Annotated in this window: 25 protein-coding genes; 13 read left to right on the forward strand and 12 right to left on the reverse strand. The window is 57.9% G+C overall.

Annotated features, from left to right (window positions below):
- Positions 1-22: 22 nt before the first annotated feature.
- Together HALLA_RS18655 and HALLA_RS18660 are read right to left on the reverse strand one after the other, a co-directional pair.
- Positions 23-1135 carry a tyrosine-type recombinase/integrase gene (locus HALLA_RS18655; protein WP_049955014.1) on the reverse strand — a complete coding sequence of 371 codons (1113 nt, stop codon included), beginning with the start codon at positions 1133-1135 and terminating at the stop codon, positions 23-25.
- A gap of 678 nt (positions 1136-1813) precedes the next feature.
- Positions 1814-2521: an IclR family transcriptional regulator gene (locus HALLA_RS18660; protein WP_049955015.1), complete on the reverse strand. Its 708-nt coding sequence runs from the start codon at positions 2519-2521 to the stop codon at positions 1814-1816.
- A gap of 186 nt (positions 2522-2707) precedes the next feature.
- Between HALLA_RS18660 and dgoD the strand changes: the two genes are divergently transcribed.
- From dgoD to HALLA_RS18685, 5 genes are all read left to right on the forward strand, one after another.
- Positions 2708-3862 (forward strand): galactonate dehydratase, encoded by a 1155-nt coding sequence (gene dgoD, locus HALLA_RS18665; protein WP_049955016.1) that lies wholly within the window; start codon positions 2708-2710, stop codon positions 3860-3862.
- Between the two features lie 142 nt (positions 3863-4004).
- Positions 4005-5276, forward strand: coding sequence for an ABC transporter substrate-binding protein (locus HALLA_RS18670; RefSeq protein WP_049955017.1), 1272 nt, complete (start codon positions 4005-4007; stop codon positions 5274-5276).
- A gap of 12 nt (positions 5277-5288) precedes the next feature.
- Positions 5289-6257, forward strand: coding sequence for a carbohydrate ABC transporter permease (locus HALLA_RS18675; RefSeq protein WP_049955018.1), 969 nt, complete (start codon positions 5289-5291; stop codon positions 6255-6257).
- Positions 6254-7165 (forward strand): carbohydrate ABC transporter permease, encoded by a 912-nt coding sequence (locus HALLA_RS18680; protein ID WP_049955019.1) that lies wholly within the window; start codon positions 6254-6256, stop codon positions 7163-7165. The genes HALLA_RS18675 and HALLA_RS18680 overlap by 4 nt, the downstream gene beginning before the upstream one ends.
- Positions 7166-7205: 40 nt before the next feature.
- A complete protein-coding gene (locus HALLA_RS18685; protein ID WP_049955020.1) occupies positions 7206-8375 on the forward strand; it encodes an ABC transporter ATP-binding protein in 1170 nt (389 codons plus the stop codon).
- A 78-nt stretch (positions 8376-8453) separates the two neighbouring features.
- On the opposite strand, the gene HALLA_RS18690 is transcribed toward HALLA_RS18685, so the two are convergent.
- Both HALLA_RS18690 and HALLA_RS18695 read right to left on the reverse strand, forming a co-directional pair.
- Positions 8454-9140: a DUF4013 domain-containing protein gene (locus tag HALLA_RS18690; protein WP_049955021.1), complete on the reverse strand. Its 687-nt coding sequence runs from the start codon at positions 9138-9140 to the stop codon at positions 8454-8456.
- 497 nt (positions 9141-9637) lie between these two features.
- Positions 9638-9913 (reverse strand): PadR family transcriptional regulator, encoded by a 276-nt coding sequence (locus HALLA_RS18695; RefSeq protein ID WP_049955022.1) that lies wholly within the window; start codon positions 9911-9913, stop codon positions 9638-9640.
- A gap of 354 nt (positions 9914-10267) precedes the next feature.
- Between HALLA_RS18695 and HALLA_RS18700 the strand changes: the two genes are divergently transcribed.
- Positions 10268-10972 carry a helix-turn-helix domain-containing protein gene (locus HALLA_RS18700; protein WP_394298882.1) on the forward strand — a complete coding sequence of 235 codons (705 nt, stop codon included), beginning with the start codon at positions 10268-10270 and terminating at the stop codon, positions 10970-10972.
- Positions 10973-11189: 217 nt separating this feature from the next.
- Here the strand turns inward: HALLA_RS18700 and HALLA_RS18705 are convergent, their stop codons facing one another.
- The gene (locus HALLA_RS18705) at positions 11190-13139 is read right to left on the reverse strand and encodes an archaea-specific SMC-related protein (RefSeq protein ID WP_049955024.1); all 1950 of its coding nucleotides are present in this window, start codon (positions 13137-13139) and stop codon (positions 11190-11192) included.
- 78 nt (positions 13140-13217) lie between these two features.
- On the reverse strand, positions 13218-13835 hold the full coding sequence (gene rdfA, locus HALLA_RS18710) for a rod-determining factor RdfA (RefSeq protein WP_049955025.1): 618 nt from the start codon (positions 13833-13835) through the stop codon (positions 13218-13220).
- A 509-nt stretch (positions 13836-14344) separates the two neighbouring features.
- On the opposite strand from rdfA, the gene HALLA_RS18715 reads away from it, so the two are divergent.
- The 3 genes from HALLA_RS18715 to HALLA_RS18725 all read left to right on the forward strand — a co-directional run bounded on the left by HALLA_RS18715 (position 14345) and on the right by HALLA_RS18725 (position 18426).
- Positions 14345-15490: an acyl-CoA dehydrogenase family protein gene (locus HALLA_RS18715; RefSeq protein ID WP_049955026.1), complete on the forward strand. Its 1146-nt coding sequence runs from the start codon at positions 14345-14347 to the stop codon at positions 15488-15490.
- 108 nt (positions 15491-15598) lie between these two features.
- On the forward strand, positions 15599-17296 hold the full coding sequence (locus HALLA_RS18720; protein ID WP_049955027.1) for an acyl-CoA mutase large subunit family protein: 1698 nt from the start codon (positions 15599-15601) through the stop codon (positions 17294-17296).
- An 86-nt stretch (positions 17297-17382) separates the two neighbouring features.
- Positions 17383-18426, forward strand: coding sequence for a zinc-binding dehydrogenase (locus tag HALLA_RS18725; protein WP_049955028.1), 1044 nt, complete (start codon positions 17383-17385; stop codon positions 18424-18426).
- 648 nt (positions 18427-19074) lie between these two features.
- Here the strand turns inward: HALLA_RS18725 and HALLA_RS18730 are convergent.
- Both HALLA_RS18730 and HALLA_RS18735 read right to left on the reverse strand, forming a co-directional pair.
- Entirely contained in the window at positions 19075-19911 is an 837-nt protein-coding gene (locus HALLA_RS18730; protein WP_049955029.1) for a ParA family protein, read from the reverse strand.
- A 98-nt stretch (positions 19912-20009) separates the two neighbouring features.
- Positions 20010-21518: an amidase gene (locus tag HALLA_RS18735; RefSeq protein ID WP_084569141.1), complete on the reverse strand. Its 1509-nt coding sequence runs from the start codon at positions 21516-21518 to the stop codon at positions 20010-20012.
- Positions 21519-21636: 118 nt separating this feature from the next.
- Here HALLA_RS18735 and HALLA_RS20815 point away from each other — a divergent pair, with 118 nt between their 5' ends.
- Both HALLA_RS20815 and HALLA_RS18745 read left to right on the forward strand, forming a co-directional pair.
- Positions 21637-22158, forward strand: a complete 522-nt coding sequence (locus tag HALLA_RS20815; RefSeq protein WP_157231442.1) for a hypothetical protein — start codon at positions 21637-21639, stop codon at positions 22156-22158.
- A 285-nt stretch (positions 22159-22443) separates the two neighbouring features.
- Complete coding sequence (locus tag HALLA_RS18745) at positions 22444-22806, forward strand: hypothetical protein (protein WP_049955031.1); 363 nt, start codon at positions 22444-22446, stop codon at positions 22804-22806.
- Positions 22807-22862: 56 nt separating this feature from the next.
- Here HALLA_RS18745 and HALLA_RS18750 read toward each other — a convergent pair whose 3' ends face one another.
- The 4 genes from HALLA_RS18750 to HALLA_RS18760 all read right to left on the reverse strand — a co-directional run bounded on the left by HALLA_RS18750 (position 22863) and on the right by HALLA_RS18760 (position 25337).
- Positions 22863-24377: an MATE family efflux transporter gene (locus tag HALLA_RS18750; RefSeq protein WP_049955032.1), complete on the reverse strand. Its 1515-nt coding sequence runs from the start codon at positions 24375-24377 to the stop codon at positions 22863-22865.
- A gap of 104 nt (positions 24378-24481) precedes the next feature.
- Positions 24482-24802, reverse strand: a complete 321-nt coding sequence (locus HALLA_RS18755; RefSeq protein WP_049955033.1) for a MazG nucleotide pyrophosphohydrolase domain-containing protein — start codon at positions 24800-24802, stop codon at positions 24482-24484.
- Positions 24803-24890: 88 nt separating this feature from the next.
- Positions 24891-25037, reverse strand: coding sequence for a hypothetical protein (locus HALLA_RS21200; protein ID WP_169732165.1), 147 nt, complete (start codon positions 25035-25037; stop codon positions 24891-24893).
- A 72-nt stretch (positions 25038-25109) separates the two neighbouring features.
- Positions 25110-25337, reverse strand: a complete 228-nt coding sequence (locus HALLA_RS18760) for a DUF6684 family protein (RefSeq protein ID WP_049955034.1) — start codon at positions 25335-25337, stop codon at positions 25110-25112.
- Positions 25338-25454: 117 nt separating this feature from the next.
- Between HALLA_RS18760 and coxB the strand changes: the two genes are divergently transcribed.
- Positions 25455-26210, forward strand: a complete 756-nt coding sequence (gene coxB / locus HALLA_RS18765; protein WP_049955035.1) for a cytochrome c oxidase subunit II — start codon at positions 25455-25457, stop codon at positions 26208-26210.
- On the forward strand, positions 26207-26677 hold the full coding sequence (locus tag HALLA_RS18770) for a DUF6789 family protein (RefSeq protein WP_339325767.1): 471 nt from the start codon (positions 26207-26209) through the stop codon (positions 26675-26677). Before coxB ends, HALLA_RS18770 begins: the two co-directional genes overlap by 4 nt.
- Positions 26678-26761: the final 84 nt, after the last annotated feature.

The following is a 26761-nucleotide window of genomic DNA, read 5'->3' on the forward strand; positions in this document are numbered from 1 at the left end:
ACCGGAAATCGAACATAGTCGTTCAATTCTCCCGCGAGAAAGCGGATGTGGGGATGTTGATGATGCGTGGGTGGTCCTCGAGGCGTGCGATCGATTGCTCGAGAAAGGAGACACGAAGCGAGTTCGTTGGCGCTGTCGCGGCCCGCCGGTGGGAGGCCTCTATATCGCGACCGACGCCGCTCGGGGTGAGGTATTCACCGTTGACATCGATCCCGGCATCTTTACAGAGTCGTTTGAGGATCGTACGAACTCCTTCGGTCGTAATCGCAGGCGGCGTGATAGCGTACTCTCGGAGGAGCGACTTCGCCGTCGAATCCTCGAGCAGCGAGTCGATTTCGCTCTCCTCGTAGCCGCGTTCTGCGAGTTCGGACCGAACGTGACGCGCGATCGAGGGTGCGTGGCGCGTCGGAAACAGGGGCCACTCGTTCGTCGGCGGGTCGAGCGCAACTCGGTATCGGCGAAGCGGTGTCCGAGCGGGCGCTGGAAGGGGGACCGCCTCGTGACGTTGTGACTTCCCGAGTACTCGTATGGTCCCGGTGTAGAAGTCGACGTCATCCCACGTCGCACCGGCGCGTCGCGTATCGTCCGGCACTCGGAATAGCTCCGACCCTCGAATCTCAGTGTGTGCCAGCAATGCGACGACCGCATACTCACGGAGACGGCTGCACCTTTCTCCGTCGTCTTCGTGTGTCGATTCTATGGCTCTTCGCCGGACGTATTGCTCGAGCGTTTTGCGCTGACGGTCGGTCCAGAACTGATCTGCCCCGTGGTCGCTTTCGGCCGGCAGAACGGCCTGTGCACGCTGGGTAGTCGCTGGATTCGCCTCGAGCAGTCCACCGCGGACACACCACGACAGGAACGCTCGCACGACGGCGTAATACGTATGAGCGGTTGATGCAGCGTACGTTCCTCGTTCGGTTCGATTCGCTAATTCCTGTGCGTAGGCCTCCAGGTGGGTGTCGTCGAGCGCCCGAAGGGCGGCTGTTTCGCGCTCTGTCTCGAGCCATGCTGCCCATCGTCGAAGGATTGACTCTGCGTTGGAGGCGTAGGCTCCAGAGCCCGGACCGTTCGAGTCCCCGATGGATTTCCGCCGGAGATACGCGTCGATCGCGTCCGAGATTGTGACTTCTGCCATTGCTACTTATGCGCTCTCAATATGTCGCGTATCGTCCGGTGGGAACGGTTTTGCGTGCCACTGGGTAGTGCTCGTGCGGAGATCGATATGGGGTGTCCATCTCCAGTCATGCGTCCGTTCCCATAGTGGATGCGTCCACTAAATTTGTGTTTCGGTGTGGTGACTCTTTGCACCTTCCTCGAACGAGGCCAGTCGTACGAACCGATTTTCGTTATTCGCCTCGATAGGATTTTAACCACCATCTATTCATACATGTGCATATTGGGATGATAGAAAATAAATAATATATTGGGAATCTTATTAAATATAACTGAACGTATGGGTGATGGGCTATTTAGAACAGATACCTGGAGTTTGTCGAATATGGGATATGAAGTATGATTATCTAATAAATCATATTTCACAATACTATATGCTATTTATATAATATTCACTACAACATCTGGAGTGGGAGTTTATGAATTTCGTCGGTCGTCCATCCCGTTACGAACGAGTTATCACCGTTCTCCCCTCGAGAACAATATGTTAATTGCTACCAACAACATGAGGGAAAGAAGTAGCTATTACATTCATATATATGTAACGACGGTAGGACTTGCATCTAACACGGCCCCGCGGATGAATAAATCAAGAACGTATACAACTATAATAGTTACTATTTCGAGCGTGGTTTCGTCGTCACGTTTGCAATTGCGTTTCTATGGATGAACCCGCGCTAATCAGGAGCCCCGCGAAGTCCTCTTTCAGTCGCTTCCCGTTGACTCTACGGGCTGGCCCAGTTACTTCGAGTGCCCCCAGCGGTTTGTCATCCGGGTCGAGTACTGGGATCGCGATGCTGTTCTGTCCCGTTTTCCCGGCCTCGACCGAAAACGTGAGCCCCTGCTCGTGAGTGATCTTTGTCCGAGACGGGGTCCGCGTCTCTGGAAGATACTCCATGCTCGGGTCCCGTTTGATGATCGCGTGGCCAGCGGCGGTCTGGTACGGATCGATTGTCTTCCCGTCACGTTCGGTTTTGCTGTGTTGATTTTCTCCCGTGCGCGAATAGATGTAATATCCGGTGTCGCCTTCGACGACGATTGTGCTCACGTGTTCCCCGGTTACCTTCGCCAGGTTGTCGACCTCAGTTGTCGCGGGTTCGAACAGACGCTTTACCTCTCTGGCGGCAATCCCGAGGGTAAAACATCGTAATCCCAGAGAGTACTCGTACTCAGTTCGAGTCAAATACTGGAGGTTCGTCAGCGTCTGGAGGTGTTTGTGAACGGCGCTCTTGGCGAGTCCGATTTCGGTAGCGATCTGGGTGGTCGTCAGTGGGCCTTCTCTGCGAACGAGTTCGAGGATCTCAAAACTCGTCTCGGTCGCATTGATGGTGTACGATTCATCCGTCATCAGCAGGGGCTTCGCCTGCTACCGTCATAAATTTGTTCTCCTCTCGAGAACACCACTTCGAATCCCCGATCGTTCGCCTCTCGAGTCCATTTTTGTGAGGCTGTGAAGGCGTCACTCGACGTGTCTCCGGTTGGACCGACAACTACATGTGACGTGGTTAGTACCTTCAGAACGACTCACTTACCCATGACCGAAATCGTCGACTACGAGCTGTTCGAGGTCCCGCCACGCTGGTTGTTTTTGCGCGTCGAAACGGACACCGGTCTCGTCGGATGGGGCGAACCGGTCGTCGAAGGCCGCGCGAAAACCGTTCGGACGGCAGTCGAGGAACTGATGGACACGTACCTGTTGAACGAGAGCCCGTTCGCGATCGAAGACCACTGGCAAACGATGTATCGCGGCGGGTTCTACCGCGGCGGCCCGATATTAATGAGCGCGATCGCGGGAATCGATCAGGCACTGTGGGATATCAAGGGTAAACACTACGATGCCCCAGTTTACGAACTGCTCGGCGGTGCGACTCGAGACAAACATCGCGTCTACCAGTGGATCGGCGGCGACCGGCCGTCCGACGTCGGTCAGGCAGCGGCGGAAAAAGTCGACCAGGGCTTTACGGCCTTGAAGATGAACGCCACGTCCGAACTCGAGCATCTGGACGATCCCGCTTCGGTACAATCGGCCGTCGATCGGCTCCGAGAAGTTCGCGAACGGGTTGGCCCCGAAATCGACATCGGCGTCGACTTCCACGGCCGCGTCGCCAAACCGATGGCCAAACGACTCGTAAAGGCGCTCGAGCCTCACGAACCGATGTTCGTCGAAGAGCCCGTCCTCCCCGAACACAACGACGCACTTCCAGAAATCGCCTCGCACACGACGATCCCGATCGCGACCGGCGAACGAATGTTCTCTCGCTGGGATTTCAAGTCGGTGTTCGAGGACGGGGCCGTCGACCTGATTCAGCCCGATCTGTCCCACGCGGGTGGCATCACCGAGGTCAAAAAGATCGCCTCGATGGCAGAAGCGTACGACGTTGCGTTGGCCCCACACTGCCCCCTTGGACCGGTCGCCCTCGCGTCGTGCATGCAGGTCGATATGTGCACGCCGAACGCCCTCATTCAAGAACAGAGCCTCGACATTCACTACAACGAGACGAACGACGTGCTCGATTACCTCGAGGATAGCGACGTCTTCGAGTACGAACAGGGGTACGTGACGATTCCGGAGAAACCGGGGCTCGGGATCGAACTCGACGAATCGTACATTCGTGAGCAGTCCGAGAACGACGTCGACTGGCACAACCCCGTCTGGCGACACGATGATGGAAGCGTCGCCGAGTGGTAATCAGGCGACGGACGCTATGGCGTCACGACAATAAACGCCTACAGGTAATGAGACCGGTTTATTCGACCGTTTTCCATCACGATCTTCGGTCATCATCATAAACGTTAAGTGAGATTACTTCCATCTCCTATGTGTGCGAACTATGTCCAACAATGACACACATTCGCGACGACACGTGTTAAAGGGTGCAGGGGCTGCAGGGGCCGCAGGAATGCTCGGACTTGCAGGTTGTCTCACAGGGGGAGATGACGGTAACACAGTGGAGGTTCTTCACGCATGGACGGGGGGTGACGGACAAGAAGCCCAGGAAGCGCTGTTCGATGCGTTCACCGAAGAGTATCCGGATATGGACTTTGACCCCAACGCGATCGGTGGCGGGGGCAATCAGAGTCTCGACTCGACCGTCGCCACCAGACTCCAGAACAACAATCCGCCGAGTTCGTTCGCTGGCTGGCCGGGTGCGAACCTCGAGCGCTACGATAGTGCACTCGGTGATATCCAATCCGAGGTGTGGGACGAATCAGATTTCGAGGATGCCCACGTACAGGAGGCCGTGGAGGCCTGCCAGTACAACGACGGCTACTCAGCGGTACCACTCGGTTCCCACCGGATGAACGACCTCTTCTACAACGTCAGCGTCCTCGAGGAGGCCGGTGTCGATCCGGAATCGCTCGACGACGCCGACGCGCTGATCGATGCGCTGGATACGGTCCAATCCGAGACGGATGCGACGCCGCTGGGGATGTCACTCGAAGCGTGGGGTATTCTCCAGACCTGGGCCGTCGTGATGCTCAGTACGCAGGGATACGACGCCTACATTGACTTCATCAACGGCGATGGCGACGAGGACGCCGTCCGCAGTACCTTCGAAACGCTCGAGGAGATGCTGGCAAACTACATCAACAGCGACGCAGCATCCGTCGGATTCACCGAGGTCAATCAGGACATCATGAACGGCGATGCGGCGTTCATCCACGGCGGTAACTGGCTCGCGGGCGCGTACATCAGCGAAGAACTCACGTACGGCGAAGACTGGGGCGCGATCCGATTCCCGGGTACGGAAGATATGTACGGATTGCACATCGACTCGTTCATCTATCCCGGCGACAACCCGACCCCCGAGGACACCGCGACCTTCCTGCAGTTTATCGGCGGCGAAACGGCGCAGGTCGCGTTCAACCAGTACAAGGGTTCGATCCCGACTCGAACGGACGTCCCGACGGACGAGTTCAACCCCTACCTCACGGAGACGATCGAGGACTTCAACGAAGTCTCCGAAAAACCACCGACGCTCGCCCACGGTCTCGCGGTCGATCAGGCAACGCAGTCGGATCTCGAGGGTGTCCTCAACAACAACTTCGCAGATCCGTTCGACGTCGATGGTGCAACCGAAGGCTTCATGGATACCGTCTAACTGATATCTCTCATGAAACGTCTTGTAGCGTTTTTGCGTTCCATACGGGACAAGCGTCGCGTCGAGACGGACGGTGGAACGGTCACCGAGCGGTCGTCTACGAGACGCTGGCTGGATAGTGACTTCGTTCAGTCGATGCCGTTCTGGGGGCCGCCGCTCGTGCTCATGGGCTTTTTCGTCTACGCAGCGATCGGATGGAACTCCCTCCTCTCGCTGACTAACTACTCCGGATTTGGTGGTCCGGATTACTCTAATTTGACCCTGAGCAACTATCTGCGGATGCTCGAAGATCCCGCGATCTGGGAAGCGACCCGGAACACGCTTGTGTTGCTCGTCGTGTTTACGGTCGCTTGTCTAGCACTTGGACTCGTGCTGGCGATTCTACTCGATCGGGAGATCCGGTTCGGACGGTCGTTTCGGACGATCTATCTCCTTCCGTTTAGCCTCTCGTTCATCGTCACTGCCAAGTTCTGGCAGTGGATGTACAACGGCGACGATGGCATTATCAATCAGTTCTTTGGCCTGTTTGGATTTAGTCCCAACTGGCTGGCGGATCCACGGCTTGTGCTCGGAGCTGTTATCGTTGCACTAATCTGGCAATTTAGCGGGTATGCCATGGTGATCTACCTCGCCGCACTTCGGTCGATTCCGTCCGAACAGTACGAAGCAGCGAGGGTTGACGGGGCGGGGACATTACGCATGTACTGGCGCGTAATCGTCCCGCAGCTGAAACCTGCGATGGTCAGTGCAACGGTGACGCTGGTGCTTTTCGCATTGAAGGCGTTTGACTTCCTGTACGCGATCTTCGGCGGCTATCGGCCGAGACAGGGTGCAGACATCCTTGCGACAAAAATGATGCGTGAAGGATTCAACAGCAACGAGTGGGCATACAGTTCTGCGATCGGTCTCACGCTGTTCGTCCTGTCACTGGCCGTGATCGCACCCTACCTGTACACGGAGTACAAGCGAGGAAATCTATGAGCGAAGATACACTTTCAGCCGGGAGTCGTACCGACGACGAGGGTCTCTTCGATGAACTCGGGTTCAATCGAGTCGGCCTGTACGTGACGATTATCGGATTGGCGATCGTCTACCTGATTCCGATCCAGTCCGGATTGGTCACATCGATTAAAACGACCGATGCGTTGCTCAATACGCAGCCGTTCATCCCACCGGGACCTAGTGGGGCAACGCTCGAAAGCTGGAGGTTCGCGTTCGACGCTCTCGCACAGGGGATGGTAAACAGCCTCATCTTCACCGTTCCGGCGACGATCCTTTGTGCCATTTTCGGAAGCATGGCTGCCTACGGGTTGACCCTCGTCGATTGGCGGGGCCAGGTCGCGGTGTTCGTCCTGTTCATCGCGGGAATCTTCATTCCGTATCAGGCCGTCATTATTCCGCTGACGCAGTTTTGGTCCAACATCGCGATGCTCGATCACCGACTCGGGTTGTTGTTGACGCCGCGTTTCGCGACAATCTTGGAACTCATTATCACCCACACCGCTTACGGGATTCCGATCTGTACGTTGTTGTTCAGATCGCAGTACAAAACCATGTCTTGGGAGATGATCGAGGCTGCGAAACTCGACGGCGCATCGGTTTGGCGAATCTACAAGCGCATCGTCTTGCCGTTGTCGATACCGATGTTCGCAGTCGTCTTCATCTTCCAGTTCACGCAGATCTGGAACGAGTTCCTGTTCTCGTTGACGCTTATCGGGAGCATTAACGATCCAGCGGCCTCTGCAACGCTGATCCTTTCGGGTCTGGGTACGTCGCTCGAGGGTGTTGACTACCCACTTCGGATGGCAGGTGCGTTGCTTACGGCACTGCCGACGTTGGTCGTGTATCTCCTGTTCGCCGATGAGTTCGCGGAGGGAGTTCGCGTATGATCACTCGACAATTAACTATCTCCACAATGAGGTACTAATCATGGCTCAAACGAAACTCAACGACGTCACGAAAATATTCACGGAAGACGACGGGAACGAAATCGTTGCCGTCGACGATGTATCGATCGATATCGAGGACGGCGAGTTCCTCGTCCTCGTCGGCCCCTCCGGCTGTGGGAAATCTACGACGCTGCGAATGGTTGCCGGACTCGAGACGATCAGCTCCGGAGAAATCACCCTCGACGACCGCGTCATAAACGACACGCCCGCCAAAGACCGGGACATCGCGATGGTGTTCCAGTCGTACGCGCTCTACCCGCACATGACCGTGGGAGAGAACATGTCGTTCGGCCTCGAGGAGTCGACTGACCTCGAAGACGACGAGATTAGCGAACGCGTCGAAGAGACGGCTACAATGATGGGGATCGAGGAATTGCTGGATCGAAAACCCGGCGAACTCTCGGGCGGGCAACAACAGCGTGTTGCACTTGGTCGGGCGATCGTTCGTGATCCTGCGGTCTTCCTCATGGACGAACCACTGTCCAATCTGGACGCGAAGCTTCGGGCGGAAATGCGCACGGAGCTTCAGCGATTACAGGAGGAACTCGATACGACGACGGTGTACGTGACCCACGATCAGACCGAAGCGATGACGATGGGCGATCGGGTTGCGATTCTCAACGACGGCACCCTCCAGCAGATCGGCACGCCGCTCAATTGCTATCACCGACCGGCGAATCTGTTCGTCGCCGGCTTCGTCGGAGAGCCGTCGATGAATTTCATCGATATGGAACGTCACGATGAGGCGGGCACTACCGTGCTGCACGCCGATCTGTTCGAGTACCCGATTTCGGACGAACTCGCGACGGAACTCGGTGACTCGTCCGATCTCGTACTCGGAATCCGACCGGAAGATATCGAAATCAGCACCGATTCACCATCGGGCGAGCACGACATTGAGGCCACGATCGATGTCATCGAGCCGATGGGTGACGAGAATATCGTCTACCTGCAGTTCGAAAACGACGATACCTCCCTCGAGCGGGAATCGATCATCGCGACGGTCGGTGGCATGCGCCAGTTCGAGAGCGGTCAAACGGTGACCGCACACATCCCCGAAGGAGCGATTCACATCTTCGATGGGTCGACTGGTGAAGCGCTACACAATCGGCGTCTCGAGCCGGCCGAGTCCCAGACGCCACAACTCTAATCTGGGCCGGTTGTCGACGGTTTTCTTTTCGGTCAGGCGCTCGATTCCGTTTGTGACTGAACGTTCGGCGACGGAGAGTCACTTGCTCGTCGTTGCTCGGCGGTAGCCGGTGTGGATGACACGACTGCCCACGAGCAAGAGATACGCTCCGAACAGTGCCGAGAGCAAGCCGGCGATGTCGCCCGAGCCGAGCGTGGTCGTTATCGGGATGAGTCCGATTCCGAAGAGGGTAAACCCGGTTATCAACCCGGTGGCGTAAGACAGTTCGCCGAGGGCGGGAAACACCTGCTCTCGGTCGATCGCGGCGCGAACGCCATCGGTCGTGGCCGCTGCGAGTGCTGCTGGGAGCGCGTAGGCGCTCGTCAGAAAGAAGAACAACGCCGCAGTTGAACTGATCAGAAACACCGCTGGCACGCCGTTGCTCGCGTCCCCTCCGGTTTCAACGAACGATAGCACAGTCGTCACCATCACGACGGTAGGTACCACGAGATATCCGATGGCGATTCCAAGCGATTTGATACCCGCACCGAGCGCCGATCTCACATCGATGGGTGGTGGTGATTGGCTGTCGTCGATGAGCACCTGCGACAAGTACCCCACTAACAGGACGATACCGGCCATCGTTACGGTTCCGGGCACTACGGCAACTATCGACGGAACGAACTCCGCGGTATATCGATAGCCGACCGCGACGGCAACGACGATTCCTGCGACAGTGAGCGAATCCGCTCCCCTGGTCGGGTATCTGAGTGCGTCTATGAGCATGAACGGTTCCTCCCAGTGTGTAATCGACGATGTCGATCGCACTCCATGTCCTTCCCTTCGCAGGGATCCGCAGATACTGCCGTGTTCATAGTAGGTGGTCTATTCTATCGGAGTAAGTGTGCTGTGGTTATCGTTACTTCGTCTACCGTCTCGAGAGAACGGATCATCGGACTCGAGTCGCCGATCCGAGATGCCAGGAGCTCTGGCCGCCAACATACGATTGCATCCCGTACAGGACGGATCTGGCATTTTATATCGCGCCATAAAGTTTATAAATACGCATATTGCCCGTATAGGCTCTCGAGCGTCGGTATACAGCCGTCTCGAGTGATCACACTTCCACTGCACTAAAGGGCGATTTAGTGCAGTAGATTTGCCGCCCCCGCTACAGTCCCCCGACTGTGTGAATCGATTTTTGAAAATCCAACCGATAGCCGGTAGAAGACTTCAACTCGCTCGAGAAAACTCCGGTCGTATCCGCCGGTCTCCATGCCGGTTCAGGTATCGATGTACTGATTCTCCCACTCCCGACGTGCTTCGATCTCCCGGCGCCCGCGCCGAGTGGTCGAGTAGAAATTCGTTCGCTGGTCGAGTTCTCCTTTCTCGACCAGTCCCTTCTCGACGAGGGTGTCCAGATTCGGATACAATCGTCCGTGGTGAATCTCTTTTTCGTAGTATTCCTCGAGTTCGTCTTTGATCGCGAGACCGTGTGGCTCGTCCAGTCCTTCGATTACTAGCAGCAGGTCGCGTTGGAATCCAGTCAGATCGTACATTCATTGAAATGATTCAACCCAATAATCATAAATTCGTTGTTTTACGATTACGGCAGATCACCGTGACTTCATTCACGTTTCGGCTGAAAGAGACCGTGTGATCCAGATTTTAGGTCGGTTGTACAGATGAGAGAATACGATGAAATTGACACGATTTGATCTCGCTGCACCCTCTGCCCGGTCGAAAACGCCCGCGTATCGGATTAACAGGTCTATAAGTGGTCCACCTGCGTTCGCGACCGGCGTTTTGACGGTTGCAGTTGTTTTGTCTGGCCAATGCAGCGATCGCGTTCAACCCGAACTAACCCGCTTTTCGGCACCGTTAAGTACCGATTGGCACATTACTTACATATGATGGTCGAAGCACGGGACAAATTAGCCGAAAAAATCGCGGGGGAGATCGCGTTGAGCGAGGATCCCGGTGCCACGCTCCGGAAGTGGCGAACGGACTTCGAAATCGCACAGAACGACCTCGCTGCCGAACTCGACGTTTCTGTTTCGGTGATCTCCGATTACGAAACCGGTCGCCGGGAAAACCCCGGAAGCGGAACGATTCGACGCACCGTCAACGCGTTGCTCGATATCGACGAGTACCGCGGCGGTGCTCACATCCGACAGCACACTCGAGCGCTCTCAGCGGGCGTCGATAGCGGCATCATTTTGGACCTTCACGAGTACCGCGCGAACGTATCACTCGAGCAGTGTTACGAAAACATCGAGGCGACGGAGCTCGCAACCGGGGACCGTACCACTGTCGCCGGCCACACCGTCGTCGACAGCGTCGAAGCGATCCGGCATCTCTCGAGTAGCGAATTTTACAACCTCTACGGACAGAGTACCAACCGAGCACTGGTCTTTACGAACAACACGTCGGGGAAGGGGGCACTCATCGCGCTTCGAGTGATAAACCCGACGCCGAACGCCGTCGTTCTTCACGGCATTACTGAGGATGAACTGTGGGAGTTCGCACCAGAACTCGCTCGAGTTGAAAACATTTCCCTCGCGGTGACGACGATCGACATCGACTTGCTCCTCGAACGACTCCGCGAAGCACCGTAGCGAGTCCAGGTTCTTTTTGGCCAGCGCCGTCGCCCGTGAAACGCACTTCCGTCTGATCACGCACGAACTGTCCGTTCGTACAGCCGCTAATGTAATCCGCTTACAATTCCGTATGACCCCACCGATCACACGACGCGTTACACACGTATCTGTGTAACGCAACCCTGATCGACGGATCGTCAGTGCGCCACTCTCCCAGCGAAAACAGTCGGAGCGTCTATATCTCGGTCACGTAATGATGCGACTCTGGAAGCGGTTCGGCGTCCTCCGGTAGCAACGCGACGACGAGGCAGTCGACGTACTCCTCGAAGTATTCGACGACCGATGCGATGCGATCCGAATCGATCGCCTCGAGCGAGTCGAGCAACATGAACGGGACGACCTCGTAGACGTTGTGGACCAGGTATCCGGCGAGTGCGAAGACCAGCCCCGTCACCTCTCGTTCGCTTTCAGAGAGATGTGAAATCGTATCCTCGTAGGTGGCTCCGTCGTCTGTCGTTCGGACGACGTGGAGATCGAAGGCTGTTTTCGACACGGTACGTCTGCCCTCTCGGACACTCGTCTCTCGGCGTTCGATCCAGATCCGATCGATGTTACCGTACTCGAGAACCGCGAGGATCGACTCCATGTGGTCGTTGAACGCGTCGATCGCGTCCGCCTCGATTCGGTCGACGCGTGTTCGCAGATCTGTCAGTTCATCTTCAATTTCAGCGCGTCGATCGCCGAGTTCGTCCCGATCCTCAATCGTCGATTCGAGCTCTTCGATCCGTTCGTCGACGTTCGCTCGATCCGATTCGAGCTCCTCGAGTTCGAGTTCGACTCGGTTTAGCTCCCGATGGGTTTCGAGAACGTCGCTGTAATCCGTGTCTTCGAACGATTCTGCATCCGCCTCGAGTTTCTCGACGCGCTCGGCAAGCCGCTCGCGCTCCGATTCGAGAGAGTCGATCTGTTCTTCTCGCATCTCGATCTCGTCTTCGATCGACGAGCGCTTGCGTTTGAGTCGGCTCCGTCGCTGTGCGGTTTCTTTTATTGCCGACTTTTGTCGAGATAGCTCGTCGATCTTGTTCTGGACGTCGTTTCGTTCGGTGAGGGTTTCTTGATGGAGTGATTGCAGCCGCTCGAGGGTCGATTCGATGCGGTCACGCTCGACGTTCGAGCCGCACGTCCAGCAGACGATTTCGTCCGATGCCTCGACCAGTTGGTCGGTTAGCTCTGCCGAGTCGTCGTGGGCCGAGAGCTCTCCCTCGAGGTCGATTCCGTCTCCCGAGAGCCGGGTTTCGTTGAACTGGATGACGTTCTGCAGCTCGGTCAGTTTGGAATCGAGCGACCGTTTTCGCTCGCGCAGTTCCGAAATACGACCGTCTAATCGATCCGGCGACTCCGCGTTCTCCGCGGTGTGTTCGTCGATTTCCTCCTCGAGTTCGTCTCGCTCACGTTTGAGTTCTTGAAGGCTTTCACGTTCGGTTTCTAAGTCGTACTCGACGGATTCGAACTCCTTACGTGCGCTTCGAAGCTCCGAAAAGGCGGTTTCTAACTCCGCTTTTCTCGTTCGGCTTTCGTCGACGTTGATCTCGTGTTCTTCGAGTTCGGTCTCGAGTTCGTCGATCTGATCGGAGACGCGGTCGATCTCTTCGTCTATCGAGACCCGTTCGGCCTCGAGGTCGGGCAGTTCGTCCTCGAGGCGTTCGAGTTCGCTAATCCGCTCGTCGAGTTCTCGTTTTTCGGTCTCGAGGGCACTAATTTCGGCCTCGATCTCGTCGGTATCGATCGGTCGCATGATGATCTCGCGTAGGTCGTCACCGCGACCCACTGCTCGTCTCGCCTCGTTGGATTCTAATAGAAACGCAAAGAGATCGGCGAGTTCGGGGTCCTCGAGGTACGGGTCGCCGTCGAAGGAGACCGTTCCGTTCTGACGGTAGAGTGATCGGGTGAACTGGTCGTCCGCGAAGGTCAACTCGACCGCCCCCGAATTTGCATCGCCTTTCAACGACGACTGTTCACTCCCGAGAGCCGCCATAATCGCCTGGAGGAACGACGTTCGGTTAGTCGCGTTCCGTCCCGTGAGGACGTTGACGCCGGGATGTAGCGTGACGGCTGTTTCGTCGATCCCCCCGATATTTTCGGCAGTAAGATCGATAGCCGATTCGAGTGACTTCGCTGTTGACATTGAACGCTGATTTGTGTTCCCTGTATAAATAACCACCACCAGCGGAGGGTGTTGTCAGAACGAATTGTCCGGAATCGCTTACGCAGAACACTCACAGCCGCCGGAATCGATGAGTTCGTCGACGGTGTATGTCGTCCCACAGTGTTCACAGACGACGGTCACCGATACGAGCACGTCGTATTTTCGCTCGGTAAGCAATCCAGCGCGAACCAGTTCTTCGATCGTCGAATCGGTGACGACTTGCGTTCGGCTTGCCAACCGTTGAATCGTTTCTTTCTTGCGCTCACGCCGAGATTCGTCGTCGTCGTTTTTCGGGAGTTCGGCTTCCCGAACTGTCGTTAGATACGTATGAATCGCCTGATGGGTGACGAAATCCGATCGGACGGCGTCGATATCGACCCCGGTCCGCTCGAGCGATCGGCGCTTTCGGATCCGTTCTGAGGATGTCGCGTCGTCGTCTGTCAAAATTTCGTAGGTGTTTTCGACGTCCCGGGGGGTGGGGGTCCCGCCGGCGTCACGTAGGGCTTCCTGAAGAACAGCGATATTAAAATCCGTCGCGAGATCACGGAGACTCGTTCGATTCCCACCGTCGCCGAGCCACTCGGCCTCGAGTCGGGCACCCCACTCGTCGAGATCGTAGGTGTCGATCACTCGTTCGACTTTCGTTCGTCGACGACTATCCGACTCTCCTGTCATACCGTCTTCATCGTATCGGCGTGATACAAATGTTCCGGATGTAATCGTCCGGCTTGCAGTCGCTGCGCATCGTGTACTCGGCCGCGGGTGTGTCGTGTACTCTGCCGCGGATACGTTTACGACTGAAGGGGTGATCGGGCTTTCACCAACGGTCATATTCCAATATGTGGTTATGAATCATAATATGTCGACATTCGGAATGTCTATTGCCAGAATTTGATTACAATTATATGGGCGTAATGGTTTTCCGAGCCCGATTCCGGTCTGCCCCAGGTGCACACTCGAGTTATCCGACTTCGATGCAGGTTTCAAGTGATCCGTGGCCGCTCGACTGTGTGTAAAATCGTCGGACCAACGAGCGTCTCGAATTCGTCCCACCGACCGGACGGACATTTCCTCGAGTTGCGTACTTCGTGGCACTACCGAGCGACGAGAACGGTCACTGCTTCGAGTGAGTGCGTGCATTCGAGACCCCGATAGTTTACTATCTTCACGGTCGTTGATGGGATATGGAACTCACGAACGAACAACTGCTCATCAGAGACACCGTCCGCGATTTCGTCGAATCGGAGGTCATCGAGGGGGTCTCGGAGGCGGACCGCGACCAGCGGTTTCCCGAATCCGTCTGGGACGGTCTGGCGGAACTCGATCTGACCGGGCTGACCGTGCCGGCGGAGTACGGCGGGATCGACGTCGATCAACTCACCTACAGCATCGTCAACGAAGAACTCGCCGCAGGTCATCTCGCGGTCGCGACGGCTCTGTCCGTTCACTGCCTCGCGACCTCATGCATCCGCACGTTCGGGTCGGAGTCGCACAAAGAGCGGTGGCTCCCGGAAATGGCCGACGGCCGCCCAGTCGGTGCATTCGCGTTGTCCGAACCCCACGCCGGTTCGAACCCCGCAGCGATGACGACGGAGGCCAGACTCGAGCGACAGGTCGGCACCGACGGGGGCGACGAGTACGTTATCAACGGCACGAAACAGTGGATCACGAACGGCGAGCGCTGTGGCGTCATCGTGCTGTTCGCGAAGACCGATCGAGACGATCCGGAGACGATCACCCAGTTTCTCGTGCCGAAAGGGACGGACGGACTCACGGTCGGCAAGAAAGAGGACAAACTCGGCCTTCGTGCGAGCGATACGACGACGCTGCTCTTCGAAGACGTCCGTATCCCTGCAGAAAACCGTCTCACGGACGTCGGCGACGGATTACAAGCCGCCTTCTCGATTCTCACCGGTGGCCGTATCGCGATCGCTAGTCAAGCCGTCGGCGTCGCACGGGCCGCCCTCGAGGACGCTATCGCGTACGCGAACGAGCGCGAACAGTTCGGCGAGCCGATCATCGAACACCAGGCGATCGGCCAAAAACTCGCAGACATGCAGACGAACGTCCAGGTTGCCCGATTGCTCGCTCGAGACGCCGCGCGAAAGAACGAGGACGGCGTCGACTCGATGGCCGCGAGTATGGCGAAGTATTTCGCGAGCGAGACGGCGGTCGACGTCGCCGGCGAGGCGATTCAGGTCCACGGGGGGTACGGCTACACGACGGACTTCGATGTCGAGCGCTACTACCGGGACGCGAAGATAACCACGATCTACGAGGGGACCTCCGAGATTCAAAAGAAGATCATCGCTCGCCACTTGAAAAACTGAACGCATCGGGCGAGCACAGCGTACAGTTCTCGCCCGGGCGGCCGCCATCTCTTAAATGTAACTAACCGAGAACAAGAGTTTAGCGTGTCGGTATCATCACGTACGACCATGTACGATAGGGACGACCTCGAGGCGATTCGCCAACAGCGCGAACGATGGGAGAACGCCACCCTCGAGCGATCACTCGAAGGTGGCGAACGAAAGGACCGGTTCGCCACGGTGTCGAATCACGAGGTCGATCGCCTGTACACGCCCGAGGACGTCGCGGACACGGACTACGAGTCGGATCTCGGATTTCCGGGCGAACCGCCGTATACGCGCGGCCCCTACCCGACGATGTACCGCGGTCGAACGTGGACGATGCGCCAGTTCGCCGGCTTCGGGACCGCAGAAGAGACGAACGAGCGGTTCCGGTACCTGATAGATCAGGGACAGACCGGCCTGTCGGTCGCGTTCGACATGCCGACGCTGATGGGAATCGATTCGGACGATCCGATGAGCGAGGGCGAGGTCGGCAAAGAGGGTGTCGCCGTCGACACCTTGGCTGATTTCGAAATCCTCTTCGACGGGATCGATATCAGCGAGATTTCGACATCGTTTACGATCAACCCCTCCGCTGCGGTCATCTACGCGATGTACGTGGCGCTTGCCGATCGTCAGGGCGTTCCGCGCTCGGAACTCCGCGGAACGCTCCAGAACGACATGTTCAAAGAATTCATCGCACAGAAGGAGTGGGTGATTCCGCCCGAACCCTCGCTTTCGGTCGTCACCGATACGATCGAGTTCGCCGTCGACGAAACGCCCGCCTTCCATCCCGTCTCGATTTCGGGCTATCACATTCGGGAGGCGGGGTCGACGGCAGCCCAGGAGGCCGCGTTCACGTTGGCTGACGGCTTCGCCTACGTCGAGGACTGTCTCGAGCGGGGCCTGGATATCGACGAGTTCGCTCCGCTGCTTTCGTTTTTCTTCAATTCGCACAACTCGATCTTCGAGGAGGTCGCCAAGTTCCGCGCGTCGCGTCGGTTGTACGCGCGCGTGATGGAAGACTGGTACGACGCCGAGAAGGCCGAATCGAAACGTCTGAAGTTTCACACCCAGACCGCCGGTCAATCGCTGACGGCCCAACAGCCGCTCAACAACATCGTCCGGGTGACAATTCAGGCGCTCGCCGGCGTTCTCGGGGGGACCCAGTCGCTGCACACGAACAGTTTCGACGAGGCGCTCGCGTTGCCCAGCGAGGAGGCGGTTCGCGTCGCACTCCGAACCCAACAGATTATCGCCGAGGAATCCGGTGCCGCGGACATCGTCGATCCCATGGGCGGTAGCTTCGCGATCGAAACGCTGACCAACGAGATGGACGCCGCGATCATGGCCTACCTCGAGGAGATCAAAGACATCGGCGACGGGTCGGTACGGGACGGAATCCTGCAGGGGATCGAGGAGGGGTACTTCCACCGGGAGATTCAAGAATCGAGTTACGAGTACCAACAGCGGGTCGAACGCGGCGAGGAGGTCGTCGTCGGCGTCAACGAGTACACGATCGAGGAGGATACTTCGCCGGAGATCCTTCAGATCGACGAGACGTCCCGCGATCGACAGCTCGAGCGACTCGAGCGCGTCAAAGCCGAGCGCGATGACGACGAGGTCGAGGCGGCGCTCGAAGAACTCTCGCGTCGCCTCGAAGCGGACGAGAACGTCATGCCACCGATAGTCGATGCGGTGAAGGCGTACGCGACGATGGGTGAGATCATGCAGGTCTTCGAACAGCAGTACGGCTCCTACCAGGAGGCGGTGAGTCTCGCCTGAGTTCGCTCGCGGGGGGCTGATTCCCGGCGGTGGTTCCAGTCGCCGGTTCCACCAGAATTATCATTGACGTTCACAACGATTACGGTATGGACGCCGTCAAAGTCACGGAACACGGTGGCACGGAGGAACTCGAGTACGGATCGGTTCCCGATCCGGACCCCGCACCCGATGAGGTACTGGTCGACATCAAAGCAGGTGCGCTCAATCATCTCGACGTCTGGGTGCGCCGCGGACTACCCGGACTCGACCTCGAACTCCCGCACGTGACGGGAAGCGACGGGGCTGGCGTCGTCGAACGCGTGGGCGAGGACGTGACCCAGTACGAAGTCGGTGATCGCGTCGCGCTTTCGGCCGGCGTCTCCTGTGGCGAGTGCGAATTCTGTCGCGACGGGGAGGCGTCGCTCTGCGAGACGTTTCACATCATCGGCGAACACGTGCCGGGCGTTCACAGCGAGTACGCCGCGATTCCGGCCGAAAACCTCATTCCGGTTCCGGATCACGTCGACTGGGAGACTGCCGGCTCGTCTTCGCTCGTTTTCCAGACGGCCTGGCGCATGCTGATCGACCGCGCCGAACTCTCCGCGGGCGAACGCGTCCTCGTTTTGGGCGCAAGCGGCGGCGTCGGCCACGCTGCCCTCCAGATCGCAGACTATGCCGGCGCGGAGATCTACGCGACCGGGAGCAGCGAGCAGAAACTCGAGTACGCACGCGAGCACGGGGCGGATCACGTCTGTAACTACGAGGAGGAAGACTTCGCCGATTGGATCCTCGAGGAAACCGACGGTCGCGGCGTCGACGTCGTCGTCGAACACGTCGGCGAACCGACCTGGCGCGACTCGATCAAGAGCCTGGCAAAAGGCGGTCGGCTGGTAACCTGCGGGGGCACTGCAGGCGGTGCCCCGGAAACGGATATCCAGCGCATTTTCTGGAATCAATTGAACATACTGGGCTCGACGATGGCGACACCCGGCGAAGTCGACGACGTGATGGAACTCGTCTGGGACGGCACCTTCGAGCCGGCGATTCGAGACGTGCTCCCGATGAGCGAGGCCGCTCGAGCCCACGAAATGCTACAGAATCGGGAAGGCTTTGGCAAAGTGGTCGTCAAACCGGACAGCGAGATGGACTGACGGCCAGCCTGGGGAATGTCGGAATTCGATGACCTATTTCAGCCCGGACTTCAGTCACGAACTCTCTACTGAAGGGGCTCGCGTTCGAAAAGAATTACCTGACGGCACAGGGTTCATTAAACGACACTACAGCGTTCACTAGTCATCTGTCGTCGGTTGATCTGGGTTATGGTCATTGTCCTACTTGCATATATTGATGGACATATGATCAATCACCGCGATAATTATAGAAAATAGTAAACAATCCGCGAACACTCCCGTATATTGTGGGGAGTTATATACGCGACTTTCTCGTCGGACACGATGTGACACCTAAACACGATGATTTTCATCTTGGCAAAAATTTGTATCAAGATCGTCGCGAAATTTCGGGTGAAGAATATGAACTACTCACAGGTGACTGGACAGCAGAGTCGTCGAACTATACCCTCACATATGCGCCCTAAGACGCCCTCTATCGGTTTAAAAAATCTGATGATTCTGGTAATATGTCTGGTAAAAGTATATTAATTGATATTCAATATTATATCAGGACAATTGACATCTATCTTCGAGACGATGTTCCTTCGTTGGGCGGATGTTCTTCGTAGCGGATCGCCGTCGTTGCGGTGCGATTCTATCTCTGTAGGCGTTTCACGGACCGTCCGATCAACACGGGTTCTTCAGCGTCGTCGCGATAACCTCGGCGAGTTCCTCGATCGAGGCCACGACGCTTCGCTCGTGTGGCTCCAGCTGTCGGTACTCCTCGTTCGCGTCGAACTCGAGGAAACTCGAGCGAGCGACTCGAGCGTCTTCGAACAGCGACGGGCAGTCCGCGATCGAAATCCCCATCGACGGTAGATCCCCGGAAGCTCCGCCTAGATCCCCAGTATTGTTGGGATCAATGCCCATCGGAACCGTACCGAGTGGTTCGACGTCGATCGACTCGAGGGTGTCCCGGATATCTTCGAAATCGGTCGTCACGGCCTCGAGGTCGGTACCCGACTCGTAGGGGATCAGCACGTTCTGTGCGGCGTACACGCCGTTGTAGGCGTGTTGGTTGGTCTCCGATCTCGCGTCGATCAGGATAATGTCGTATTCATAGAATACTTTGGAATCCGAGAGAACGCGGTGAAGCTGCTCCGATTTGGGGTACTCGTAGTTTCTGCTCGAGGAGGAAATTTCGGCGAGCTTCGCGTTCTGTTTGAGCGTATTCTCGAGGTCGGCGAGGTGTTCGTGCGTCGGGACGATATCGACGCCCGGTTCTGCGCTCCGGATGAGTTGCTCGAACGGATCGTCGTTCTCTTCGATGAGATGGGAGACGACGTTTTCGTCACCTTCGTCGCCGGGCTCGAGCCCGAAGTACTCCGTCAGCCCGTCGCCCGGCGGTGTGAAATCGACGACGAGAACCCGGTCGTCGCGTTCGGCGTGCGCTCGAGCGAGACTCGCGATAATACCGCTCGTGTGAGGCCCACGTTCGCTGGACCAGACGGCGTAGGTGTACATATACTTGAGTAGACGGCTCGGTACTCAAAAACGCTGTCCAATTCGGAACCGCTGAAGTGAGCCGAGATCACTCCGATACCGGCGGCGTGACCACGGACTCACTCCGATATCGGCGGTGTGGTTTCGGGTGGTCGGCGGTGTTCCGTCGCCTGTTCGAACGAGTAGGCCAGTTCGAGCAGCGTCGGTTCGTCGAACGGTCGTCCGAGCAGTTCGAGCCCGACCGGCAGGCCGTCGTCGGTGAACCCCGCCGGGACGGAGACGGCACTACAGAGCGATTGCGAGGCGACGATCGTGTTCGTCGCGAACGTCATCGTTTCGTACTTTCCGTCCCGGATCTCCTCGGCCGTCGGGGGTACGACCTGGACGTCCGGATAGATGATCGCGTCGAGGTCATGGGCAGCGAAGACGTTTAGAATGTCCTGTTGAAAGTCGTGCTGGGCGTTTCGGCGTTTCCAGTACTCGAGGTGGTCCGAGAGGTCGTCCGGCCCGTCTTCGGCGAAGCCGATAAACAGGTCGAGCAGTTCGTGGTACTGCCCGTTTTCGTACAGTTCGTCGACGGAGTCGGCCGGTCCGTCTCGTTCGGCGAGAAAATCGTTGAGGTCCCGTTTGGACTGGAGGATGTACAACATCGTCTCGCCGAGGTACTCCTCGAGTCGGGGGATTTCCACCGGATCGACGATTTCTGCACCGACGTTTCCGATCCTCGTGATAGCGCTGTCAGTCACCTCGTTGACCGGCGCAGCGTCGGGATTATCGTCGTCGCCGAACCCGTCTCGAAGGACGCCGACTCGAGCGCCGTCTAACCCGTCGGCGCGGAGCGCGTTCGTGTACGATCCCTCCGTTTTGACGAGTTCGGTGTTTCCCGTCAGTTCGTCGCGCTCGTCGTAGTCAACGAGCACGTCGAGCATCTTGGCCGCGTCGCGGATCGTGCGTGTCATCGGACCGGCGGTGTCCTGCTGGGAGACCAGCGGACTTACCCCGGCGCGGCTGATCAGCCCCGGCGTTACGCGAACGCCCACGAGGTTGTCGAAGGACGCGGGGACGCGAATCGAGCCGCCACAGTCCGTTCCGATGCCGACGGTCGCCAGGTTCGCAGCGACGGCTGCGCCGGTCCCGCTGCTCGAGCCGCCCGGGTCGCGCGCCGGGTCGTAGGGATTTTTCGTCCGGCCCGTCAGCGAGGAGAAGCCGAACCACGACGTGGCCCAGTCGGGCATGGTCGTTTTCGCCAGAATAATCGCCCCAGCGTCCTGCAGGCGCTGGGTTACGCCCGATTCCGTTTCCGGGTAATATTCCTCGAACGCTTCCGAGCCGTACGACGTCGGGAGATCAGTCGTTTCGACGTGGTCTTTGACGACTACCGGAATGCCGTGCAACGGGCCGATGAACGCCCCCGATTCGTCGAACTTGGTGTCGAGTTCAGCTGCTCGATCCGCCGCGTTTTCGTTGTGCGTGACGATCGCATTGAGTTCCGGACCGTTTCGGTCGTAGCTCTCGATGCGTTCTTCGTACCGCTCGACGAGTTCCTCGCTGGTGAGCGTTCCCGCCTCGAAGGCTCGATGGAGCTGCCCGATCGTCGCTTCCTCGATGGAACGTGTTGTGTTGCCCATGTACGTGGTAGGCTTCCGAGAGCGATAGCTCTGAGGCCGTCACAGGCATGTTATCCGGGTTGAATCGCCGGACAGTATCGGGAACGGTTTTCTCGATAGATTCGCTCGAGGAGTCATCGTGGAAGAACTGATCATCGGCGCTTTTGATGAGTACCCGGACTCACTACCGATTTATCGTCACCAGTATCTCCCAAGAGATACATCGAAGACCGCAAATATAGTCACAACTTATGTATCTGTATTGTCTCACTATCAACGTAATATGGGAGAGGACTCTAATCGAGTCTTACCCGATAAAATCGAAATAATTGGTTTGGTCGTCTGTGCAGGGATATTCCTCGCAGTAGCTGTACGATCTATCGACAACCCAATCAGTGCGCGTGGAGTGGGTCAGGGCGTCGGCATCAGTGCAACCTTTCTGTTATTCGTCTTGTTGCTGTACGCCAAGTCGACGACAAATCTGGTACTCCCCGACCGATGGTTGGGAACGAGTTTACTGCTCATTGGGACCGTCGTTACTCTATCGGCAGCTCTTGTTAACTGGCCAATTGGTAGTGGGTTCGTATTTGGTTTCGGTCCAGTCGTGGTCATAATTTTCCTCTGGTCGTTCGTCTTCCTCATCCGTTCGAAATTCGCCTGATTCTCCTGTCCCTCCAACGGAAGAACAGTGAAACGGTGCTGTTGGGGATACATTCCGAAACCCCTCCCAAATTGTGTGGCTGTGCAACATCGGGGCTATCACGAACAAAACGACAGTAGCACCCTGTCCCTCATCTCGCGGTTGCGAAGACTCGATCAGGGCGATCACAGGATACCCTTGTGCGCGTCATCTCCGTCGATGAACGACTGAGACTCTCCGCCGTCTTCACTAGTTCCGTCGTTTGCAAGCACTATCACCTTCAGTATTTAACCTGACATCTCCTGTATGGTAGTCGCCTCAGCAATCGTGTTCGTCGTCAGTCTCCTGATCGGCGCGGTCGGGATTTACGTCGGTGCTCGAGTGATCGTTGGCGTAGGCGATTACGATCACGCGATCGTGACGGCGTTGATCGGCTCGATCGTCTGGAGCGTCGTGGGGTACGTGGTCGGCTGGATTCCGCTCTTGGGTCCGTTGTTGGCGCTGTTCGCGTACATCGCCGTGATCAAATTCCGGTATCCGGGCGAGTGGACCGCCGCGGCGATGATCGGACTGGTGGCCTGGGTTATCGTCCTGGTCGTGCTCTACGCACTCGCTGCGATCGGCGTAACCGGATTCGAAGCAGTCGGCGTTCCCGGCTTCCTGAGTTGATCGAGACGCGCTCGCGAGCGAGAGTTATGCGTCCTAGCCGCCCCGCCCACCCACCATCAGTCGTCAGCGGGGGCCGCGTCAGGCCGATAACTTCGACTGATGGCCTTCCACTTGCCGGTCGAGAACCGGTAGTAGTTGATCAGGGCCGGCGTGAGCGTCTCGGCGAAGAAAGTGAGACAGAGACCGGTGAGCCCCAGCGCCGGTATCGTCCCGCCCGAGATGGTGAGCTCGAGGATCGGAATCGGACCGATATTCGGAATCGTGACGGCCGTCGCGCCGAGGTAGGCGACCGGAATCGATAGCCCGAACATCCCGAGCAGTTGGCTGTAGAACGGCCATCGCGTGTCTCCGCTGCCGTTGAGCGCGCCCGCAGCCGCGGTGTGGACGCCCTTGAAGACGATCGCCCCGCAGGCCGCTCGGATGAGCGCGACCGCTGTCGGCACTGACAGCTCGCTCGGATCGTCGGTAAACGCCAGCGTGATCGGCTCTGCGAGCACGAAGACGATCACCGCAGCGACCAGATAGACCGCCGCGGAGAAGTAGACGATCTCTCGGCCGTACTGCTCTGCGGTGTGCTCGTCGCCCGTTCCGAGGTGCTGGCCGACCAGACTCGAGGCGGCCAGTCCGAAACCCCAGCCGGGCGTGTTCATCAGCCCCCAGATCCGGCGGGCGATGACGTAGGCGGCGACAGTGTCCTGTCCGAAGATGTCGACGATGGCGAGCATCGGGAACTCGGCGATGGTCCAGACGAGTTTCGATCCCAACACGGGGAGGCCGATGGTCGTCAGGTCCCAAATTGTCTCGCCGTCGAGGTAGGTCCCGACGGGGCTGATGCTGACGTCGAACGAACCGAGTCCCGGAAGCCGCCCCGCGATTAACCCGATTCCGAACACGCTCGTTACGACAACGTTCGCGAGGACGGTTCCGAGCGCTGCACCGACGACGCCCATGTCGAAACCGAAGATGAGCACCGAGTTGAGGACGATATTCGCGACCGCTCCACCCGCGCGGACGACCATCGGCGTCCACGAATCGTCCATCCCGACGAACGTCCGGCTACCGATCAGATTTAGCCCGGCGAAGGGGATTCCCAACGCGACGATCTGGAGGTAGTTCGCCCCGTGCTCGACCGCCTCCTGATTGTCGCTGATCAGCGAAATGAGTTCGACGGGGAACGCCCAGAACACGGCCGCGACCGGTACCGTTACCGCCAGCACGCAGACGACGCTCGAGCGGACCGCCTGCCCCATCTGATCGAAGCGCTCGGCACCGTAGCGCTGTGAGACCAGGGCGATCGTTCCGCCCGCGACGCCGCCGCCGAGTGCGAACGCGAGTCCCCAGTACGGTGCGGCGAAACCGACGCCGGCGATGGCACCCGACCCGACCGCAACGCCGACCATCGCGACGTCGACGGCGTTTTTCGACATCCGTGCGAGCCCGGTCACGATCCGTGGCCAGGCGAGGTCGGCCGTCCGGCGCGCCCGCTCGCGGTCGATCAGACCGAGGCGGGCGAGCGCGAGACCGATCCACAGGATGAGTTGTCGGAACGGGTTCGGAACACGTCGTACCAAACGAATCGGTAGCGGCTAGTCGACCACCTAAAAAAGGCGTTCGCGACGCGGCAGGGAAACCCGGTTCCGGTTCGACACCATACGACACGGTACCGCGGGGGGCGCTAGTGGTCGGTTCCTTCCGAACCCGGCGTTCCCGTCTCTCCGATCCGTTGCTCGTACTTTTCGAGCGATTCCTCGAGCGCGGCCGAGGCGTCTACCTCGAGGGCCGAACACACAGCGAGCAACGAGAACATCGCGTCGCCGAGTTCGTCCCGGGGGACGTCAATCTGTTCGGGCGAGGAGCCGTAGTCGCTCGAGGCGTTAACCGCCCCGGCGATTTCACCGACTTCCGCGGAGAGGTCGAGGACGTGATTCTCCGGCGGACTCTCGAGGTCGTGTTCGGCGAGAAACGTTGCAACTGCTGTCTGGTGTTGGTTGTCCATCGGTGGGTAGGATTTTTCAGGCGAGTTAAAAATTATTTTGAACTGATGGATACCTGCCACGCCGGACGTGGAAATCGCCTCGTCTCCGTCAGTACATCCCAATTTGGATCGGAACGTCCGCTCCGGTGAACACGAGCAGGTAGACGATGATGGCGACGAGCGTGAGACTGAGCACGATCATCATGAACGCGAACGCACCTCCCGGCGTATAGATGGACGTGATCTGGAACTCCATCGAACACATCTATGCGCGCTACTTTCTTAAAACATCACACGGATTCCCACACGTCTCAGGCGTCGATCTCCTTCAAGATCGGCTCGCATCCCGTTCGATCAGCCGCGCGGCGAGGTACGTCACGAAAAGCAGGAGGATCAACGGTAACATCGTCAGTGTGTGGGTGAGTACGACGGGCAACAGTTCGAACTGCCAGGGGGAAACGACCTCGAAAAGCACAGCGAAGTAGGCGAGGATGAGTATGGGGGCTGCATTGATCGAGGCGTCAACCGCCGTCTCTCGAGAGAGCCACTCCAACATAGCCGCGTCTTCGTTCGCGATCGGGATAAATCGAACTCCTGTATTGCGCTCTCGAATCGCATAGTCGCCGTTTTTGGACCAACGCTTATAGGGAGGGTCGCTGTACTCACAAAGTGAATGCGGAGTGTACATCGCCCCGTACTCGTCGCTACGCTAGGTTTGCTCGGCTTAGCCGCCGTTCCTGGTGTCGCTGTCGCCAGCTCGGTTACGGATCAACTGATCCAAAATCTCAACCAACAGCTACTCTACCTCGCCGTGCCGATCGCGGTTCTCGTCGAGATCATCCTCGTTTACACGGTCTGGCGGTTCCGCGCCAACGGTGATAACGCCGACGGACCGCAACCGACCCGGGAGAACCGACAGCTCGAGATTACCTGGACGATCGCAACCGCAATCGTGTTGTTGTTCGTCGGCACGGCTTCGTTTCACGCGCTGGCACATCCGATGGTGTCGACGATACTCGACGACCCACAGAGCGAGCAGGGGCCAGCCGACGCGCCCGAGGGCGCTATCGAAGTCAACGTCGTCGCAGAGCAGTGGCAGTTCACGTATGAGTATCCGGACGAGAACGTGACGACCAGCGAGGCGTTGGTCCTTCCCGAAAACCAATCCGTGTACATCTATATCACGTCCAACGACGTCGTACACTCGTTCCACGTTCCGGAGTTGGGGCTGAAACAAGACGCGATACCGGGGGAGAGACATCTCCTCCGGACCGAGTTAACGGGACAGGGGGAGTACCGAGTCTACTGCGCTGAACTGTGTGGCACCGGTCACGCCGAAATGTTGTCGTCAGTCGAGGTCGTGAGCGAAGATGAATACGAATCGTGGCTCGACGAGCAACGATCGGAATCGACCGGTGAGAGTGAATGAGCGAACTGGCAGATCACACCGATGAACGAACTGGTAGATCACACCGATCGATGAAACGGCTCACGCGCGCGATCGCCGCCGGCATCGCCGCGACCACAGTCATGTCGCTGATGCTGTTGATGCTCGAGGTCCAGACTCGCTCGGAGATGGAGATCTTCTCCGTGATTGCCCGGTTCATCGGAACGCCAAACAGTCCGACGATCGGGTTCGTCCTGTTCGCCATCGCCGGATCGGTCGCCTGGCCGCTTTTGTTTCTCGCACTCGAACCGTACCTCCCCCGCGGACCGGATCCCGCCGCCCGCGGCGTCGTGTTCGCGACGATCCTCTGGGTTCCGTTCGTGATCACGGGCCGGGGTGACATCAGCGGACCATTGGTCGTTCTGTTCGGAGCGTACACGCTGTTTGCCCACTGGGTGTATGGGTTCACCCTCGGTGCGGTGTATGGCCGTCTCTCAAACCAACCATGACAGAACTTATGTGTTTCATCGGCGCAAACTGTTATTTATCGTTCGCCGAAAATGTCGGTAGTCGTAGGGCACGGATATTTCGAC

The sequence above is a fragment of the Halostagnicola larsenii XH-48 genome, from assembly GCF_000517625.1.
In the GTDB taxonomy this organism is placed as follows: Archaea; Halobacteriota; Halobacteria; order Halobacteriales; family Natrialbaceae; genus Halostagnicola; species Halostagnicola larsenii.